Origin of the sequence: Tenacibaculum sp. SDUM215027, from assembly GCF_050566205.1 — a bacterium.
In the GTDB taxonomy this organism is placed as follows: Bacteria; Bacteroidota; Bacteroidia; order Flavobacteriales; family Flavobacteriaceae; genus Polaribacter.
Genome location: NZ_JBNXUE010000010.1, coordinates 17,529 through 35,343, shown reverse-complemented (window position 1 = coordinate 35,343; position 17,815 = coordinate 17,529). Strand labels below are relative to the sequence as shown.

Below are 17,815 nucleotides of genomic sequence, written 5' to 3'. Positions count from 1 at the left end.
CCTATCTTTGTCAATCAATATAAAATTCATAGATATAAAAGGATTATGGTACATACAGTTAAAACACAAGAAGATATTTTAGCAAAATTAAATATCTATGAGTTAAATGAAATGCAACAAAATGCCATTTCTACTATTGATAAAACAACTAATACAGTAATATTATCACCTACAGGAACAGGTAAAACATTAGGGTTTTTACTACCAACATTAAAATTAATTGAGCCTAATAATAAAGAGGTTCAAGTTTTAATTTTAGTGCCATCAAGAGAATTAGCAATTCAAATAGAACAGGTGATTCGTGAAATGGGAACAGGTTTAAAAGTAAATGCTGTATATGGTGGGCGTTCAATGGCAAAAGATAAAATAGAACTAAAGCATACACCCAGTATATTAATTGGTACGCCAGGTAGAATCTCTGACCATTTTGCTAACGATCGTTTTTCTAAAGAAAGTATTAAAACCTTAATTTTAGATGAGTTTGATAAATCGTTAGAAGTTGGTTTTGAGTATGAAATGCGCGGAATTATTAATCAATTACCTAACATTAACAAACGTATTTTAACTTCAGCAACTCAAGAAGCTGAAGTCCCAGATTTTGTACGCTTAAACAATCCTACCGTATTAAATTATTTAACAGGGAAAAAACCAAAGAAATTAACTTTAAAAACGGTTGTTTCTCCATCAAAAAATAAAAATCAAACCTTAGTTGAGTTATTACATCACATAGGAAATGAACAAGGAATTATTTTTTGCAATTTAAAAGATAGTATTGCTAACGTAAGCGAGTTTTTAACTAAAAACAAAATTGCACACAGTTGTTTTTCTGGCGGAATGGAACAAAGAGATCGTGAACGTTCTTTAATAAAGTTTAGAAACGGAACAAGTCAAGTATTGTTAGCTACTGATTTAGCTGCAAGAGGAATTGATATTCCAGAAATGAAATACATTATTCATTACGAATTACCACAAAGAGTAGAAGAGTTTACGCATAGAAACGGACGAACAGCAAGGGTAAATGCCAAAGGAACGGCTTATGTTTTAAAATGGCAAAAAGAAAACCTTCCAGAATTTCTTAAAAATATACCCAATGCGGATATTTCTCAGAAACAAAAATTAAAGCCTAGTTATTGGGAGACGTTATTTATTTCTGGAGGAAGAAAAGACAAAATATCTAAAGGAGATATTGCAGGTTTATTCTTTAAAAAAGGAAATCTAACAAAAGAACAATTAGGAGTTATTGAACTGAAACAAGATTGTGCTTTTATTTCAGTTCCTATTACTGAGTCAAAAAGGTTATTAGAAGACTTAAATAATACACGCTTAAAAAATAAAAAAGTTCGTATTACATTGGCGTAACCTTATTTGAAAAGAGAACATTTTATTATTCAATATGATTGTTTTTTCTTGTAAACCAGTGTTATTGGTTTGTGTAAGCTAATTAATAATAAAGTTAGAATTTTATATGTAGTAAGAAAAAAAATATTATGAAAAATATAAACTCAGAAAAAGACCAATTTAATTTAGCTATATGGGTAGCTGTTTTAATGTTATCATTCTTCTACAGCTGTACAAGCCCTAAAATAAGTACGGGCAAGTATGCGAGTTACTATAAAAATTCAGAGAGAGACTATTTTTATAACGGACCTGTTAAGGTTACAAGGTCTAGCATAAAAATATATAAAATAAAGGATTCTACTTTTCGTGAAAAATATTCGTTATATGCTACTCCATATTCTAAACTTAAAGTAATTGCTCTTTTTGGGTACCATAAATTTGATAAAAACGGGATAAAACAAGTCTTTTTTGCCTTTGATTCTCTTACACAACCATTTCCAACGGGAGAAGTAAAAGACAAAAGGACACTCGCACGAATGTCAAAATTCATACAAGATCCAGTAGACATAAAGTTTAAGCTACAGTTTAAACAAAACCTACTCATTAAAAAATTTGTATTCAATCCCTATCGAGTGCACTACATAAATAGACATTATGATTTTTATGATGTAATTATAAAAAAAGACAGTTCCTATAAAAGGTCAGCAAATGCATACAATTATGTTTTAAACAAGAATGGGACAATACACCAAGAAAAACAAATTAGTATATGGGATAATGATTTAGATGGAGTTATTGATGAGAAATCAAGTGGTTATACAGCTACCTATCATTATAATGAAAAAAACCAGCTCGTAAAAAAAACATTCAATTTTGAAGATTACCCTTATTTTCCAGACCATAGTTTGGTAAATTGGTATAGGGGGGCTGAGCCTCATGAAGAGTACACCTATGATGATGCAGGGAATTTAACATCGGTGCGAACAACTGATTTTCGGAGGAATGGAAAAGAAAGGTTTACGAGGTTTTTAGAAAAATATAGCTATAACAAAAACAACCAGTTGATACATAAAAAAAGATGGGCAGCGGGCGGATACTCGTTTAATAAAGACTGGAAAGCGTATAACGAGTTTTTTTATACCAACAAACAAGAAGTGGCAAAAGTAGTTGCCTATGAAAATGACGAAGAAACAGTATATGCTACCTATCGTATGGAGTATTTTGGACACGATGAGTACGATAACTGGACGAAATGTTATTTCTATTTAAATGATGAAGAAAAACCCTATGCAGAAGTAAACAGAATTATAGAGTATTACTAAAAATAATAGCATATTTATGCTAGAGTTACGAAGTGAAATAGTAAAATAAATAGTTTAATAACAATATTCTTTCGCGAAGAATAGACATAAACCTTGAGTGTCTTTAAATGTTTAAGGATTTAATTATATTTTAAATAAATCTTAGTAGTATCATGAAAAATGAAATTTTAAAAACAGGTAAAGTTTTAACAAAAAAAGAACAAAAATTTATTTTAGGTGGAGGAGGAAATTATGAGTGTGGATTAGTTTTTGATGAAACGCAGTGTGAAGAATTTTGGGCTTTACCACCCGAATATCAAGCTTGTAGTGATGTTCATGCTGATTGTGTTTCATAAAAACAAATGAAATTAATAAAGAATAATAAAATCAAAACAATCATCACAGTATATGCGGTGGTTGTTTATTGTTTCTATCTGCCTAAAAACTTATTTGATAGCCTAACATCAACAGTCGTTATAGCAAAAATAGAGCTATAAAACATGTGATTGATTGTATAAAAACAGGTAAAACAGAATATAATAAGTATTAGTTATATATTTAAAGTTTCAAGGTTATCTTTCAATGAGGGTAACCTTTTACCTTTCTCCACCCAAAATCTCCTTAACAGCCGCTTGATATTTCTTAGGGTTTGTCGCTTTTTTAATTTTCTTATAAGTTTTACGAGGATCAGAAAACGATTGAGAAAAATACTCCCAAAAGCCTAACATTTTCATTTTTATAGGTGTTGGCCCAGATAAGGCAGCATCATATTGCTGGTATATTTCATCATGAAACTCTCCAAATGTTTTCCATCTGTCTTTTGAATATTCAGTAGTATTATCTTTAATCATTTGTGGTAAAAAAGGATCTGCAATTAAACCACGTCCAATCATAAAATGTGTAATACTAGGAAAACGTTCTTTTATAGCTTTAAAACCTGCTACTGAGGTAATATCACCATTATAATATAATTGATGTTTGGCAACGTCTATACATTTTTGAAAAGCATCTAAATCAACACCTCCTTTGTATAATTGTTTTCCAATTCTGGCATGAATAGCCACATTTTTTAACGGGTATTTATCTAAAATAGGAAAAGTGTGTAGTATTTCTTCACTGTTTTCATATCCCATTCTCATTTTCATCGATACTAGAATGTCGGTTTCGTTATGAGCACGATGTAGTATTTCATCTATTCGCGTAGGATTACAAATTAAACCAGAACCCATACCCGATTTTGTAACCATAGGGTAGGGACACCCTAAATTCCAATTCAACTCTTTATAACCTAAACTTTGTACATATTTGGCAACAAATAAAAATTCTTCAGCATCATTGGTTATAACTTGTGGGATAACCGTTAAAGTTGTGTTATTTTCAGGGAGTAAATCACGTTCATAACTCGATTTTATTTTAAATTTCCCATTTAATCGAATGTAAGGAGCATAATAAGTATCGATACCACCAAAATATTTTTGTTGGGCATTCCTAAAACGAAAATCGGTAAACCCTTGTAAAGGTGAAGAAAGTAAGTTAAAACTCATAGTGTAATTTGAGTTGCAAATATAACAGACTTATCGACTAAATGTTTGCTATAAACTTTATACTTTTGAGATATATAAGTTGTCTATGAAAATTGTTTTTATCTTTTTAAAACAGCATAAAATTAAAGTTATCATTATAAGTGTTTTTATGGTAGCTTATTATTTCTGTCTGCCTAAAAACCTATTCGATAATCCAACATCAACAGTCGTAACAGCAAAAAATAATGAATTGTTAGGAGCTGTAATTGCCAGTGATGGTCAATGGAGATTTCCTGAGTTAGATTCTGTTCCTAAAAAATTTGAATATTGTATTTTAGAATTTGAAGACGCTTATTTCTACAAGCACTTTGGATTCAATCCTATTTCAATAGGAAAAGCGATGGTAGAAAATATCAAAGCAAAAAAAGTAGTCCGAGGTGGTAGCACATTAACGCAGCAAGTAATTCGTTTATCAAGAAAAAATAAAAAACGTTCCTATTTTGAAAAACTGCAAGAGTTAATATTAGCCACACGATTAGAGCTCCGTCATTCTAAAAAAGAAATTTTAAATCTGTATGCTTCTCATGCACCTTATGGAGGAAATGTTGTTGGGTTAGAAATGGCTTCGTGGCGTTATTTTGGATTAAAACCACATCAATTATCGTGGGCAGAAACGGCTACATTAGCGGTGTTGCCAAATGCTCCATCGTTAATTTATCCAGGGAAAAATCAACAAAGATTAAAAATTAAAAGAAATAGATTATTACAAAAATTACATGAGGAAGGGATTATAGATCAAATAACCTATGATTTAGCGATTGAAGAAGAATTACCACAAAAACCATATCCATTACCTACGGTAGCACCACATTTTGTGCAAGAAGTAACAAAACAGTATAGAGGACAACGCGTAAAAAGCTCTATTGATATTCATTTACAAAGGCAAGTAAATAACTTAGTAAAACAACATTATTTTCGTCAAAAACAAAATGAAGTCTACAATATGGCGGTCTTGGTATTAGATATTAAAACAAGAAAAGTATTGTCTTATATAGGGAACTCTCCAACCGATAAAGCGCATCAAAAAGATGTGAATAATATTAATGCTCCAAGAAGCACAGGAAGTACTTTAAAGCCTTTTTTATATGCACAAATGCTACAGTCAGGAGATTTATTACCCAATCAATTAGTAGCAGATGTACCAACAGAAATTGCAGGGTATTCTCCGAAAAATTTTAATTTAACTTTTGATGGAGCAGTTCCTGCGAACGAAGCGTTAACACGTTCATTAAATATTCCTTCAGTGCGTATGTTACAACGATATGGATTGGAAAAATTTAGAGAAGATATCAAAGCATATCACATTAATGATATTAATAAATCTGCGGATTATTACGGACTTTCATTAATTTTAGGAGGAGCTGAAGCCAGTTTGTGGGATTTATGTAAAACTTTTGCAGGATATGCAGGTATTGTAAATCACTATGAAGAATTAAAACACAATTATTATCAAAAAGAATTTATAGAACCAAGCTTTTTGTCTGATGGAATTACAGATTTTGGTGAGATTCAGGAGGATTATACAACTTTAGATGCTGGAGCTACATTTTTAACACTAAACACTTTAATAGAGGTAAATAGACCTTATACAGATCAAGCTTGGAAGTATTACGATTCATCTCAAAAAATAGCGTGGAAAACAGGGACAAGTTTTGGAAATAAAGATGCTTGGGCAGTTGGAGTTACGCCTAAATATGTAGTGGGAGTATGGATAGGGAATTCTGATGGAGAAGGACGTCCTGATTTAACAGGAGTTGGTAGTGCAGCTCCTTTACTATTTAATGTTTTTGATGTGTTACCAAAATCTAATTGGTTTTTAGAACCCTATGAAGATTTAGTAGAAGCAGCTATTTGTGAAAAAAGCGGGTTCTTAGCCAAATCTATCTGTCCATCTGTAACAAAAAGAGTTCAAAAAAGTGGAATGAAAGCCAAGTCGTGTCCGTATCATCAAGAAATAACAGTGGATAGGTTAGAAAAGTTTAGAGTTAATTCTAATTGTGAGTCAATTTCAAACATGGTAACAAAATCATGGTTTGTGTTACCTCCACTAATGGCGTATTATTATCAGCAAAACAATGCAGATTACAGATCGTTACCTAAGTTTAGACCAGATTGTAATCAGTTGGAAAGTAATACAATGGATTTTGTTTTTCCTGCCAAATATACCTCGAAAATATCTTTAACAAGAGGAGAAAACAATAAGCTAAATCCTATAATTTTAAAGCTAACACACGCTAATGCAGAGGCAAAAGTGTATTGGTATTTAAACAAACAATTCATCGGAATAACAGAACAATATCATGAGCAAGCAGTTATGCCAAAAAGCGGAACTCATACAATAACGGTTATAGATGATTTTGGTAATGAGTTGAAGAGAGTTATTGAAATAAAAAATTAAATAAATATAAATACGGTTTAATTAAAAGCTGTATTTTTAGTTTTTTTAAATATAAAATATGTTAGAACTAGCAGGGATAATTATACTTGGAATTTTAGCACAATGGGTAGCTTGGAGATTTAAAATTCCAGCAATTTTACCTTTAATCTTAATAGGATTGCTTGTAGGACCTATTGCAGCAGAATTTTTTAATGTTGATGGTAGTAAATGGATAGAACCTGTTTGGAATGGAGAAAAAGGATTGTTTCCTGGCGATGGACTGTATTATTTCGTGTCATTATCTATTAGTATTATTCTTTTTGAAGGAGGATTAACCTTACGACGTGGTGAAATAAAAAATATAGGACCTGTTATTACAAAATTAATAACCCTAGGATCGGCAATTACCTTTTTTGGAGGAGCTATAATCGCTCATTATGTGTTTGGTTTAAGTTGGGAATTATCGTTTTTATTTTCAGGATTAATAATCGTTACAGGACCTACGGTAATAACACCAATTCTTAGAAATATACCACTTAAAAAAGACGTCTCAGCAGTTTTAAAATGGGAGGGAATTTTAATAGACCCCATTGGAGCTTTAGTAGCTGTACTTGTTTTTGAATTTATAAGTGTAGGAGGAGGAGCAGGTTTTACAGGAACCGCCTTGTTAGAATTCTTAAAAATAATCCTTTTTGGAACGACCTTTGGCTTCACCTTTGCTCATGCTTTAATATTTGTAATCAACAAAAAATGGGTGCCACACTATTTATTAAATGTAGTTTCTTTATCCACTGTTTTATTAGTGTTTGTAGAGTCAGAGTTATTTGCTCATGAATCAGGACTACTAGCCGTTGTAGTAATGGGGATGGTGTTAGGAAACAGTAAACTAAAGAATTTAAAAGAAATATTATACTTTAAAGAATCATTAAGTGTCTTATTAATTTCAATTCTGTTTATTTTATTATCAGCAAATATTGATTATAAAGAATTAACACTATTGTATGAATGGAAAACACTGCTTTTATTTGCTTTAATAGTGTTTGTAATACGCCCACTAGCAGTATTTTTAAGTACATCGAAATCTAACTTAAAAACAAATGAAAAACTCTTTATTAGTTGGGTAGGTCCAAGAGGTATTGTTGCCGCAGGTATTGCTTCTTTATTTGGTAGTAAATTACTAAAGCAAGGAATTGAAGGAGCAGAGTATATTACACCTTTGGTGTTCATGGTAGTGTTAGGAACTGTTTTGTTAAATGCAACGACAGCAAGATTGTTTTCTAAGCTAGTAGGAGTGTTTTTAGAGCGTTCTAATGCAATTATGATTGTTGGAGCATCAGATTTAGCTAGAATGATTGCGAAGTACTTAAAAGATAATAAACGAAGAGTAGTATTAATTGACTCTAATATTGAAAATGTAGAAAAGGCTAAGGAAGAAGGGTTAGAATCGATTGAAGTAAATATTTACGATGATGAATTAACAGATAATATTGAATTAAATGATGTAGGATATTTAATAGCAATGACTGGAAGTGATTCAATTAATAAATTTGTCATCTCAAATTTTTCGTCGATTTTTGGTGAACAAGGAGCTTATCGTTTAGCAACCTCACAAGAAGTTATTACAAAAGACTACGAAGATGAAGATCATTTATTTACTATAGAAGATGATTATATTAACTTAATGGAAGCTGTAAGAGAGTTTCCTGAAATTCATGAGACAGTAGTAAATTCTATTGATGACTATAAAAATAAAATTGATGAAATTAATCGTGATCAAAAGTCAATACCAATTTTTGTTAAGAGTCAAAAGAATGAGATTTTATTGATTTCAGAATTTGAGAAAAACGTTAAAAAAATAGAAGATTGGAAGTTAGTTTACGTTGGAAAGAATTTAAACATCTAACCCAAAAGTATTCTTTAACTTTTCAATTAACGGATTTTTTTCTTTTAGTTTGTCGTATTTCTCTTGAGGAGTATAGGCAAACTTTTTTTCTACTGTTTCATTTACAATAACATTAATTTGAATACCGTAATTATTTAGTTTCTCACGTAAAAAACGTAGTAATTTAGGTTTTCCTTTTTCAAGTTGAGATTTCATTAAATCATTAGGTAATGAAAAAACAATGGTAAAATCCTCTTGTAGTTTAGGTTCATCTGAAGCTAAAATAGCGGCTATACTTCGTTCTCCAAAATTCTGAAGTTGAAAATAATATTTTTTCCAAGCATCTTTTAACTCATCTTGAGTAAAAGGAGTTCTAGGATGATTGTCGTAATTTTCTTCTACATCTATGTTACTTTTTACTTCTTTCTTTTGCTGTAAACTTTTAAAAGATAAAGCAGAGGTACGTCGTTTAATATTTTTTAAAACTGGTTTAGCAGGAGTTTCTTTTGCTGCTGAAGCTGTTACAGGTGTAGCTTCAACTTTTTTAGGAGTTTTTGCAACAGCAGGTTTCACCTCAGTTTTTTTAATTGAGGGAGATAAAGCGGTAAAAAAAGTAGCGGGAATTATGTAGTTGCTAGATTTTTTTTTTGCTCCATCAAAAGTGATAGAGGCAATTTGCATTAAAGTAAGTTCTACCAATAATCGTTGGTTTTTACTTCCTCTATATTTCAAGTCGCAATCGTTTGCCTTATCTATAGCAGGGAGTAAAAACTGCATACTAGCTTTAGAAGCTTGTTCTAAGTACTTTTTCTTAGTGTTGTCTCCAACCTCTAGTAAAGCTATAGTCGCTTTATCTTTTGCAACTAACAAGTCTCTAAAGTGAGAAGCTAAACCATTTATGAAATGATGTCCCTCAAACCCTTTTCCTAATACATCATTAAAAGTCATCAAAACTTCAGGAATTTTATTTCCAAGTAACAAGCCAGTAATGTTAAAATACACATCGTAGTCTAACACATTTAAGTTTTGAGTAACTGCTTCTCGTGTTAAGTTGCTTCCTGAGAAACTTACAACTCTATCAAAAATAGAAAGGGCGTCACGCATTGCACCGTCAGCTTTTTGTGCAATTACATGTAAAGCATCATCTTCAGCAGTAATATTTTCTTTAGCACAAATGGTTTTTAAATACTCTTTAGCATCTAAAACACCAATACGTTTAAAGTCAAAAATTTGACAACGAGATAGAATCGTTGGAATAATTTTATGCTTTTCGGTAGTTGCTAAGATAAAGATAGCATGAGCTGGCGGTTCTTCTAACGTTTTTAAAAAGGCGTTAAAAGCAGCTTGTGACAGCATGTGAACCTCATCAATAATATAAACTTTGTACTTTCCTGTTTGAGGTGGAATACGAACTTGATCAGTTAAATTACGAATATCATCAACCGAGTTGTTAGAAGCAGCATCTAATTCAAAAATATTAAAAGCAAAATCTTCATCATCAGTAGTTGCATCTTCTTGGTTAATACGTTTAGCCAAGATACGTGCACACGATGTTTTACCAACTCCACGAGGTCCTGTAAACAATAAAGCTTGTGCTAAATGGTTGTTTTGTATAGCATTTTCTAACGTATTGGTAATAGCCTGTTGCCCTACCACATCTTCAAAATTTTGAGGACGATATTTACGTGCCGATACTATAAAATGTTCCATTAAAATCTACTGTTTACGTAAACAAAAATAGAAAACACAAAGGCAACATACAAACAAATTTCTTAAGGAAATATTAAAGTTGTAAACAATTGTAAAATTTGTATTCTTTCTTCGACCAACTAACATATAAACAGAACTATTTATATGAAGATATTTAAGGTAGTAACAGTATTTACAGCTATTGTTTTAGCGATAACTTTATTGAGTTTCTCACATAAAGAAGAAGAAAAACAGAAAGAGACGTCAGAAGTAGTACTTTCAGAAACAAAAGTAGCTTACTTTGCAAGTGGTTGTTTTTGGTGTGTAGAAGCAATTTTTGAAAGTGTAAATGGAGTAGAGGAGGCTGTATCAGGATATGCAGGAGGACACACTAAAAACCCAACGTATAAAACTATAGGAACTGGTCGTACAGGGCATGCAGAGTCTGTAGCAGTATATTACAATCCGAAAAAAGTTAGTTTTCAAATGTTAGTAACGGTATTTTTTGGTTCACATGATCCAACAACCAAAAACGGGCAACATCCTGATTATGGTTCACAATACCGATCAATAGCTTTTTACAAAACAGAAGAGGAAAAGCAAATATTAGAAAATACTATTGAAAGGTTAAATAAAGATGTTTATCAAGGGAAAATAGTTACGGAGGTTAAAAAGATGGAGAAGTTTTATCCTGCGGAAGAGTATCATCAAAACTATGAACGTTTGCACCCAGAGAATCCGTATGTGCAGAAAGTTTCAATTCCTCGACTAAATCGGTTTAAACGCAAGTTTCCGGAATTGCTTAAAAAGGAAAAGCATTAAAAACTTTATTAAGTTAAAGTTTGTTTATATAAAAAAACTCCCCAGCATATTTGTTGGGGAGTTTTGATGATTGTTTTTAAGTCGTTCATAAACAATTGCTTATCGTCTAAGGTTTTTTGAAAAAAAGTAAGTAAAATATAAATCATCTTTACTTACATATTTAACCTAAAACTAATTATTATGAGCACATTAACAGCATTAAAACCGTACTCACTTGTTTCTTCAGGATTATTCAATGTAGAAAACATTAAGGTAGGAAAGTATTCAACAGGTAACTTAGAAGCTAGAAGTAGTGGAAGTATCCATCTAATAAATGATGGTTTATCTTTTGAAGAAACTTTAACGATGATAAGTCATGCATCAGGAACTATTGCTTTAGGACGTCCTTTAAGAGCTAAATCATTAAATGTTAATTGTAACGATGCATCGAATGTACAAGCAATGAGCATTACTTTAGAAGATGGAAATTGTAATATTAATGTAAAAAATTCAGGAACAGTAGTAATGTATGTGGATTTTGGAGAAGTAAAAACAATAACAGGATCTGTTGAAAAAGCAAGTACTTTAATAATTTATGCTAAAAATCCGCCTATTAATAATCAGATAAAAGTAGATGCCAGTTCTACGATGAATATTAGTGGTTGGAGCTAAATTATGCTAAAAAATAAAAGCCTATCTTTTTGATAGGCTTTTGTGTATGATACTTTGAAATGTTATAAGGTAAAGTTTATTCCTAAAACAATATTTCTACCAGGATTAAAAATATTATCAGGCTTTAATCTTGATAAGTGATTTATGTATTTCTTATCAAAAAGGTTGTTAATTGCTAAGGATGTAGTAAAAGTATATTTACTAATAATAACATCTCCACCAATACCAAAATTAACCAAATTATAAGCTGGTGTAGTAGTTTCAAAATCACTAACATTATCTTGCTTTAAATACGAATGTAAGCTTACAGAAGCATACCCATTTGGTAACCATTTTTCATTCGAAAACTCTGTTCTAAGTGTATTTTTTAAAGTGTTAGCAGGGATTAAAGGTAAATAACTTCCGTTATCTTGTTTACCAATTACCGTTTCAAAACTACTTTCAAGGTGTAACCAATCTAAAGGGTGTGGGTGTAAGTGAAAACCAAATTCTCCACCGTATAATTTAGCATCTTCTTGCAAGTAAGTATAAACAGGAGCTTCATCTTCAATTTCACCAGTTGGTGATAAGTAAATATAATTGTTTAATTTATTGTAAAAACCGTTAGCAAATAATTCAAAATGTTCAGAGTTGTAATCTAAAGAAAGGTCAAACTGTAAGTTTTTCTCATTAACAAGGTTGTTATTACCAACTTCAAAACGATTGGTACCGTGATGTACCCCATTAGAAGTTAACTCAGCAAGGTTAGGAGCTCTAAATCCGCTTGCAACATTTAAACGAGTTGTTACAGTATTAAAAAGTTTAGTTTTAGCACCAAAAGAAGCTGTAAAACTATTAAAAGACTTATCTATAGCTTCAAAAATATGTACTTCATCTTCATGTGCTACTTCATGTCTTTCTGTGGTAATAGCTCTATTATCATAACGAATACCAGCTTGTAGTGAAGTATTATCATTCAATTCATAGTTTGCTGTAGTAAATACACCAAAATCGTTTACAGTAGCGTCAGGAATTAACAATTCTTCACCAAAGTTAGTGTTGGTTTGGTGTAAACCTTGAGCACCTAGTAAAACTTCAAATTTTCCAAATTTAGGAAGGTGATATTTAGTGTTGTAACTAAACGTTTTTAGCTTCATATCTAAAGCAGCTTCACCTTCTTCATGATGTTCATGTTCTTCTTCATGCTCATGATCTTCCTCACCTTCTTCGTGTTCCTCTTCATGCTCATGATGATCTTCAAACTCTTTACGGTTATTAATGGTATACCCTAAATCGATATCTAATTTTGAGTTTTTAAAGAAAATATGATTGTGTAAACTTATAATATGATTGTCGATATCTTGATAAGGAGTTTCGAAATGTGTTTCTTTGGTTTGCTCTCCAATTCCTTCAGTTAATCCTAGTTTAGAATTGTTGAAGTTATAACGTAACTCAGAAGAAAAGTTTTTCTCATGAAAACCTACACCTAACTTTAAATCTTTTTCTTTAAATCGTGTGTTAGTTACTCTATAACTAGGTGTTTTGTAATCTGCATGCTGTGCGTACGTTCCTCTAGCTAAAAATTGCCAGTTTTTTAAAGAAGATGTTAAACCAACCGAAGTATTTGTACCTAAAGTATTACTAAAGTAACGCTGATTCACATTAAGTTTAGTAGTATTCTCTGGGGCAAATTTTTCTGGTTGAATGTACAAAACCCCACCTAAAGCATCAGAACCGTATAAAAGCGAAGCAGGTCCTTTAATAACTTCAACACCAGCAACACCAGCATCGTTAATACCTAAACCATGCTCTCCACCAAATTGTTGGTTTTCCAATCGAATACCTTGTGTGTACACTAAAACTCTGTTACCACTTAAACCTCTAATAACAGGTTTTCCAATAGATGTTCCTGTAGAAACTTGAGATACTCCTGCAATGTTTGTAATTCCTTCAGCTAATGTTGTAGCTCCTGTTTTTTGAAGGGCTCTAGCCGAAATACGTTCAACTTTCATTACATTTTCTGACTGTAATTTGTTAAAAGGAGTGGAGATGGTTACTTCATCAATTTTAAAAATAGATTCTTCTAAGTGAAGATTAAAAGAGACATTTTCATTATTAAAATTAAACTCTTTTGAAACAGTTTTAAAACCTAAGAATGTAAAGTTAAAGATTACTTTTCCGTTAGGAATGTTTTGTATGTTGTAGGTGCCGTTTTCATTGGTTACAGTCCCTTTGTGTAATTGTTCTGAGTATACTTCTACTCCTAAAAGTGGTTGATTATCAGTGTCTGTGATTTTTCCTGATAAGCTGTTTTGTGCATATATAGCAGATACTCCTATGAATAATAGGAAGTTTATTATTTTCTTCATTAAAATGAATTTTACTGTTAACGATGTGTTTTGTTAGTTTTTATAACAATATTATGATACAGTAAAATATGGGGGTGCTCTTGAAGATTTTTTATCAGCATACACATAAGAGATTAACTGAGGTTGAGTCTCATAATCTAATTTATAAAAGTGTTGCGGAATAACTGCAAAATTTTCAGCAGTACGATATGTAAATGTGTTAAATTGATAGTGAGCTAAAGAACAATCAAGTTCTTGCGCATGAAAGTGATGCTCACTAGTAGATGTACAAACAGTATGCTCATGATTTTCGAATAAGTGTATTGTTAAAACTACTGTTGGTAATAGTAGAATTAATATACTTAGTAGTGCAATATGTTTTTTGAGCTTAATCACTTAGCACAAAAGTATAAAAAATAAAACCTAATAGAAATTTACTATTAGGTTTTATTTTTTTATAGTCTTAATATTTTCTTAATGCTTTTTTGAGTTGCCTCGCATTTTCATATTTAACATTTCTACTACTAAAGAAAAGGTAATAGCAAAATATAAATAGGCTTTAGGGATGCTCCCTATTTCTTCTCCAAAAAGAGTAGCATGCGATAAATGTGCCCCTTCTGCAATAAGCATGAATCCAATTAAGATTAAGAAAGATAATCCTAACATTTGAATGGTTGGGTGTTTGCTTACAAATTTTCCTACTGGATTTGCAAATAACATCATAATAACCATAGATAATACAACTGAGGTAATCATAATAAGCATTGCACCTTCAATACCATTGGTCATTCCTACGGCCGTTAAAATAGAGTCAAAAGAGAAAACAATGTTAATTAACGTAATTTGTATAATAGCTTGCGTTAATGTGTATCCTTTTTTAGGCTTACCATCATTTTCATCTTCAGCATACCCTTCAACTTTATGGTGAATTTCTTTAGTACTTTTATATAGTAGGAATATTCCACCGGCAAATAAAATTAATGCTTGTCCAGTAACTCCGGCTTTTAACCAAGATAAATCGATGTTAAAAAAAGGAGAGTTCATAGCAATAAGCAATGAGATACCAAATAGTAGCACAATACGAAGTACCATGGCTAAAAAGAGTCCAATATTGGTGGCTTTTTTTTGTTGATTTTCAGGTAGCTTATTTGCAGCTATTGAAATAAAAATGATGTTATCAATACCTAATACAATTTCTAAAAACGTTAAGGTTACTAATGCACCCCACGTATCAGGTTGTAAGAAAATTTCCATAGTTTATTTTACTTTATATACAGTTCCTTTTTGTTTAAAGTTAGAATAGCCAATTTTTGCGGTAAAACTATAAGAGCTGTCAGTTACTTTAGTTATTTGAACAAATATAGGGTCTTTATCTAAATCGGTTTTTGGACTTTTCATTCGCAGGATATACGCGAAATTATTTTTCCATTTGATGTAGAGTGTATCTATATGCTTTATTTCTTTTTCAGTAACTAAGCTGTCAGTAGAAATACTTACTTTTTTAGTATACTCTTCTATTTGTAAGCTATCTTTTCTTACAATAGTTGTTTTTCCGTAGTTATCACCAGCAGGAATTTCAAATGTTCCGTGAACAAAACGTGTAGGATCTCCTTTTTTCTCAGTATTACAAGATGTTATAATTAACATGCAAAAAAAGAAAAAGACTTTAGATAGAAATAAAAAGTTAGCTTTTTTCACTTTCTAGATTATTTAGTTTTTGATAAATTATTTCGTAAATTTCTTCTACAGATTGATTTCCATCTACCTCAATAGTTGTTACTCCCTGTTCTTTGATGAAATTAATAGCCTGTGTAGTAAGATTAACAAATTCATCAATCCTAGTTAAAACTGTGTTTTGATCTGCATCATCTTTTCTGTTTTCTTCAATTGCCCTTATTTTAGCTCTTTCTAACAAAACATCTTTAGGAACTTTTAAATGGATAATTAAATCTATAGCATTCTGATCTTTTTCTAGAAAGTTGATTAAATGCTTTGCTTGTTTAATGTTTCTAGGATAGCCATCAAAAAGAAAATTGTTTTTATCATTTTGATCGGTATAAAATTTCTCTACTATTTCCATAACTAAATCGTCTGGAGCAAGTAGACCTTTACTACTGTATTCTTCAGCTTCTAAGCCTAAAACACTTTTTTTAGCTTTTTCTTTTCTTAACACATCTCCGGTAGAAAGATGTGTTAAGTTAAAATCATTTATTATTTTTTTAGATTGGGTTCCTTTACCAGCTAAAGGAGGCCCAAAGATTATAATATTCATAGGTTATATACCTGTGTAATTAGATGGTGTAATTTGTTTTAATTCATTTTTAATCGCTTCAGAAACTTCTAACGTATCAATAAAATTAGCGATAGAATCTTTGTTGATTTTCTCGTTGGTACGTGTTAATCCTTTTAACGCTTCGTATGGATTAGGATACGCTTCACGACGCAAAATTGTTTGAATTGCCTCGGCAACTACCGCCCAGTTATTTTCTAAGTCTTCTGCGAACTTAGCTTCATTTAATAATAACTTGTTTAATCCTTTTAAAGTAGAAGCAAAACCAATTAAAGTATGTCCAAAAGGAACACCAACGTTACGAAGTACTGTACTATCAGTTAAATCACGTTGTAATCTTGAAAGCGGTAACTTAGCAGATAAATGTTCGAAAATAGCATTTGCAATACCTAAGTTTCCTTCAGAGTTTTCAAAATCAATAGGATTTACTTTGTGTGGCATTGCAGATGAACCAACTTCCCCTTTTTTAATTTTTTGCTTGAAATAATCGTTAGAAACGTATGTCCATACATCACGATCTAAATCAATTAAAATCGTGTTTACACGCTTTAATCCGTCGTATAAAGCCGCCATGTGATCGTAGTGCTCAATTTGCGTAGTAGGGAAGGAGTGGTGTAAACCTAACACTTCTTCAACGAAATGAGTACCGAAGTTTTTCCAGTCGATATCTGGATACGCTACTTTGTGGGCATTGTAATTACCTGTAGCACCACCAAATTTAGCTGCATGCGGTGTATGTTGTATGTGAATAACTTGATTGTTAATACGCTCTACAAATACAAAAAACTCTTTTCCTAAACGAGTAGGAGAGGCTGGTTGCCCGTGAGTTCTTGCTAACATTGGTACATTTTCCCATTCTTCTGATAAATCAGCTAATTTGCAAACTAAGGTATCTAAAGTAGGGTAGTATACTTCTTCCATAGCATCTTTAATAGATAATGGAATAGCAGTGTTGTTAATATCTTGAGACGTTAATCCGAAGTGGATAAATTCTTTATATTTCTGTAAGCTTAAAGCGTCAAACTTTTCTTTAATAAAGTACTCAACAGCTTTTACATCGTGATTGGTAACGCTTTCAATTTCTTTGATTTTTAGCGCATCTTCAGCAGAAAAGTCTTCATAAATTTTACGTAAATCATCGTATAAATCTTTGTTGAAATCGGCTAACTGAGGTAATGGAATTTCACATAAAGCAATGAAATATTCAATTTCTACCTTTACACGATATTTTATTAAAGCTTCTTCTGAAAAATAGTTCGCTAAGCTTGCTACTTTGTTACGGTATCTACCATCAATAGGAGAGATGGCGTTTAATTCTGTTAAGTTCATGTTTTGTTGTTGTGTTGAAAGGCACAAAAATAGAAAATACTTCCCTTTTTTTAGAGATAAACTACAGGAATTTTAGTACTTAATAAAAGCAATCTCATTTAGGTACAAATAAGTATGCCTTGATATCAGCGACCCATGCCGTGGTGTCAACGGAGCGTGCCGTGGTGTTAACGGAGCGTGCCGTAATATCAGCGACCCATGCCGTGGTGTTAACGGAGCATGCCGT

Annotated in this window: 15 protein-coding genes; 7 read left to right on the top strand and 8 right to left on the bottom strand. The window is 31.6% G+C overall.

Going from position 1 to position 17,815, the window contains the following annotated elements:
- Positions 1 to 45 precede the first annotated feature (45 nt).
- From ACQYZ7_RS16255 to ACQYZ7_RS16245, 3 genes are all read left to right on the top strand, one after another.
- The gene (locus ACQYZ7_RS16255) at positions 46 to 1,359 is read left to right on the top strand and encodes a DEAD/DEAH box helicase (RefSeq protein ID WP_430730765.1); all 1,314 of its coding nucleotides are present in this window, start codon (positions 46 to 48) and stop codon (positions 1,357 to 1,359) included.
- Positions 1,360 to 1,487: 128 nt separating this feature from the next.
- Entirely contained in the window at positions 1,488 to 2,660 is a 1,173-nt protein-coding gene (locus ACQYZ7_RS16250; RefSeq protein WP_430730764.1) for a hypothetical protein, read from the top strand.
- A gap of 152 nt (positions 2,661 to 2,812) precedes the next feature.
- Entirely contained in the window at positions 2,813 to 2,995 is a 183-nt protein-coding gene (locus ACQYZ7_RS16245) for a hypothetical protein (RefSeq protein ID WP_430730763.1), read from the top strand.
- Between the two features lie 240 nt (positions 2,996 to 3,235).
- On the opposite strand, the gene ACQYZ7_RS16240 is transcribed toward ACQYZ7_RS16245, so the two are convergent.
- Positions 3,236 to 4,183 (bottom strand): tRNA dihydrouridine synthase, encoded by a 948-nt coding sequence (locus tag ACQYZ7_RS16240; RefSeq protein WP_430730762.1) that lies wholly within the window; start codon positions 4,181 to 4,183, stop codon positions 3,236 to 3,238.
- 85 nt (positions 4,184 to 4,268) lie between these two features.
- On the opposite strand from ACQYZ7_RS16240, the gene pbpC reads away from it, so the two are divergent.
- Positions 4,269 to 6,620: a penicillin-binding protein 1C gene (pbpC, locus tag ACQYZ7_RS16235; protein ID WP_430730761.1), complete on the top strand. Its 2,352-nt coding sequence runs from the start codon at positions 4,269 to 4,271 to the stop codon at positions 6,618 to 6,620.
- Between the two features lie 58 nt (positions 6,621 to 6,678).
- Positions 6,679 to 8,502, top strand: coding sequence for a cation:proton antiporter (locus ACQYZ7_RS16230; protein WP_430730760.1), 1,824 nt, complete (start codon positions 6,679 to 6,681; stop codon positions 8,500 to 8,502).
- Here the strand turns inward: ACQYZ7_RS16230 and dnaX are convergent.
- Positions 8,491 to 10,191 carry a DNA polymerase III subunit gamma/tau gene (gene dnaX, locus ACQYZ7_RS16225; RefSeq protein WP_430730759.1) on the bottom strand — a complete coding sequence of 567 codons (1,701 nt, stop codon included), beginning with the start codon at positions 10,189 to 10,191 and terminating at the stop codon, positions 8,491 to 8,493. The two genes, ACQYZ7_RS16230 and dnaX, sit on opposite strands and share 12 nt — an antisense overlap.
- Before the next feature lie 144 nt (positions 10,192 to 10,335).
- On the opposite strand from dnaX, the gene msrA reads away from it, so the two are divergent.
- Both msrA and ACQYZ7_RS16215 read left to right on the top strand, forming a co-directional pair.
- Positions 10,336 to 10,992 (top strand): peptide-methionine (S)-S-oxide reductase MsrA, encoded by a 657-nt coding sequence (gene msrA, locus ACQYZ7_RS16220; protein ID WP_430730758.1) that lies wholly within the window; start codon positions 10,336 to 10,338, stop codon positions 10,990 to 10,992.
- Between the two features lie 180 nt (positions 10,993 to 11,172).
- Entirely contained in the window at positions 11,173 to 11,643 is a 471-nt protein-coding gene (locus ACQYZ7_RS16215) for a hypothetical protein (protein WP_430730757.1), read from the top strand.
- 62 nt (positions 11,644 to 11,705) lie between these two features.
- Here the strand turns inward: ACQYZ7_RS16215 and ACQYZ7_RS16210 are convergent, their stop codons facing one another.
- The 6 genes from ACQYZ7_RS16210 to purB form a co-directional block, all read right to left on the bottom strand.
- Complete coding sequence (locus ACQYZ7_RS16210) at positions 11,706 to 13,991, bottom strand: TonB-dependent receptor (RefSeq protein ID WP_430730756.1); 2,286 nt, start codon at positions 13,989 to 13,991, stop codon at positions 11,706 to 11,708.
- Positions 13,992 to 14,042: 51 nt separating this feature from the next.
- Positions 14,043 to 14,366, bottom strand: a complete 324-nt coding sequence (locus ACQYZ7_RS16205) for a hypothetical protein (RefSeq protein ID WP_430730755.1) — start codon at positions 14,364 to 14,366, stop codon at positions 14,043 to 14,045.
- 78 nt (positions 14,367 to 14,444) lie between these two features.
- Positions 14,445 to 15,224: a TerC family protein gene (locus tag ACQYZ7_RS16200; RefSeq protein WP_430730754.1), complete on the bottom strand. Its 780-nt coding sequence runs from the start codon at positions 15,222 to 15,224 to the stop codon at positions 14,445 to 14,447.
- A gap of 3 nt (positions 15,225 to 15,227) precedes the next feature.
- A complete protein-coding gene (locus tag ACQYZ7_RS16195; protein ID WP_430730753.1) occupies positions 15,228 to 15,617 on the bottom strand; it encodes a hypothetical protein in 390 nt (129 codons plus the stop codon).
- A gap of 37 nt (positions 15,618 to 15,654) precedes the next feature.
- The gene (locus tag ACQYZ7_RS16190; RefSeq protein WP_430730752.1) at positions 15,655 to 16,242 is read right to left on the bottom strand and encodes an adenylate kinase family protein; all 588 of its coding nucleotides are present in this window, start codon (positions 16,240 to 16,242) and stop codon (positions 15,655 to 15,657) included.
- A gap of 3 nt (positions 16,243 to 16,245) precedes the next feature.
- Positions 16,246 to 17,589, bottom strand: coding sequence for an adenylosuccinate lyase (gene purB, locus ACQYZ7_RS16185; RefSeq protein WP_430730751.1), 1,344 nt, complete (start codon positions 17,587 to 17,589; stop codon positions 16,246 to 16,248).
- Positions 17,590 to 17,815: the final 226 nt, after the last annotated feature.

Excerpts from the sequence above, each read along its gene's own strand:
- msrA (WP_430730758.1), top strand. The coding sequence starts at position 10,336 with ATGAAGATATTTAAGGTAGTAACAGTATTTACAGCTATTGTTTTAGCG.
- pbpC (WP_430730761.1), top strand. The coding sequence starts at position 4,269 with ATGAAAATTGTTTTTATCTTTTTAAAACAGCATAAAATTAAAGTTATC.
- ACQYZ7_RS16190 (WP_430730752.1), bottom strand. The coding sequence starts at position 16,242 with ATGAATATTATAATCTTTGGGCCTCCTTTAGCTGGTAAAGGAACCCAA.
- dnaX (WP_430730759.1), bottom strand. The coding sequence starts at position 10,191 with ATGGAACATTTTATAGTATCGGCACGTAAATATCGTCCTCAAAATTTT.
- ACQYZ7_RS16255 (WP_430730765.1), top strand. The coding sequence starts at position 46 with ATGGTACATACAGTTAAAACACAAGAAGATATTTTAGCAAAATTAAAT.
- ACQYZ7_RS16250 (WP_430730764.1), top strand. The coding sequence starts at position 1,488 with ATGAAAAATATAAACTCAGAAAAAGACCAATTTAATTTAGCTATATGG.
- ACQYZ7_RS16240 (WP_430730762.1), bottom strand. The coding sequence starts at position 4,183 with ATGAGTTTTAACTTACTTTCTTCACCTTTACAAGGGTTTACCGATTTT.
- ACQYZ7_RS16245 (WP_430730763.1), top strand. The coding sequence starts at position 2,813 with ATGAAAAATGAAATTTTAAAAACAGGTAAAGTTTTAACAAAAAAAGAA.
- ACQYZ7_RS16215 (WP_430730757.1), top strand. The coding sequence starts at position 11,173 with ATGAGCACATTAACAGCATTAAAACCGTACTCACTTGTTTCTTCAGGA.
- ACQYZ7_RS16200 (WP_430730754.1), bottom strand. The coding sequence starts at position 15,224 with ATGGAAATTTTCTTACAACCTGATACGTGGGGTGCATTAGTAACCTTA.
- ACQYZ7_RS16195 (WP_430730753.1), bottom strand. The coding sequence starts at position 15,617 with ATGTTAATTATAACATCTTGTAATACTGAGAAAAAAGGAGATCCTACA.
- ACQYZ7_RS16230 (WP_430730760.1), top strand. The coding sequence starts at position 6,679 with ATGTTAGAACTAGCAGGGATAATTATACTTGGAATTTTAGCACAATGG.
- ACQYZ7_RS16210 (WP_430730756.1), bottom strand. The coding sequence starts at position 13,991 with ATGAAGAAAATAATAAACTTCCTATTATTCATAGGAGTATCTGCTATA.
- purB (WP_430730751.1), bottom strand. The coding sequence starts at position 17,589 with ATGAACTTAACAGAATTAAACGCCATCTCTCCTATTGATGGTAGATAC.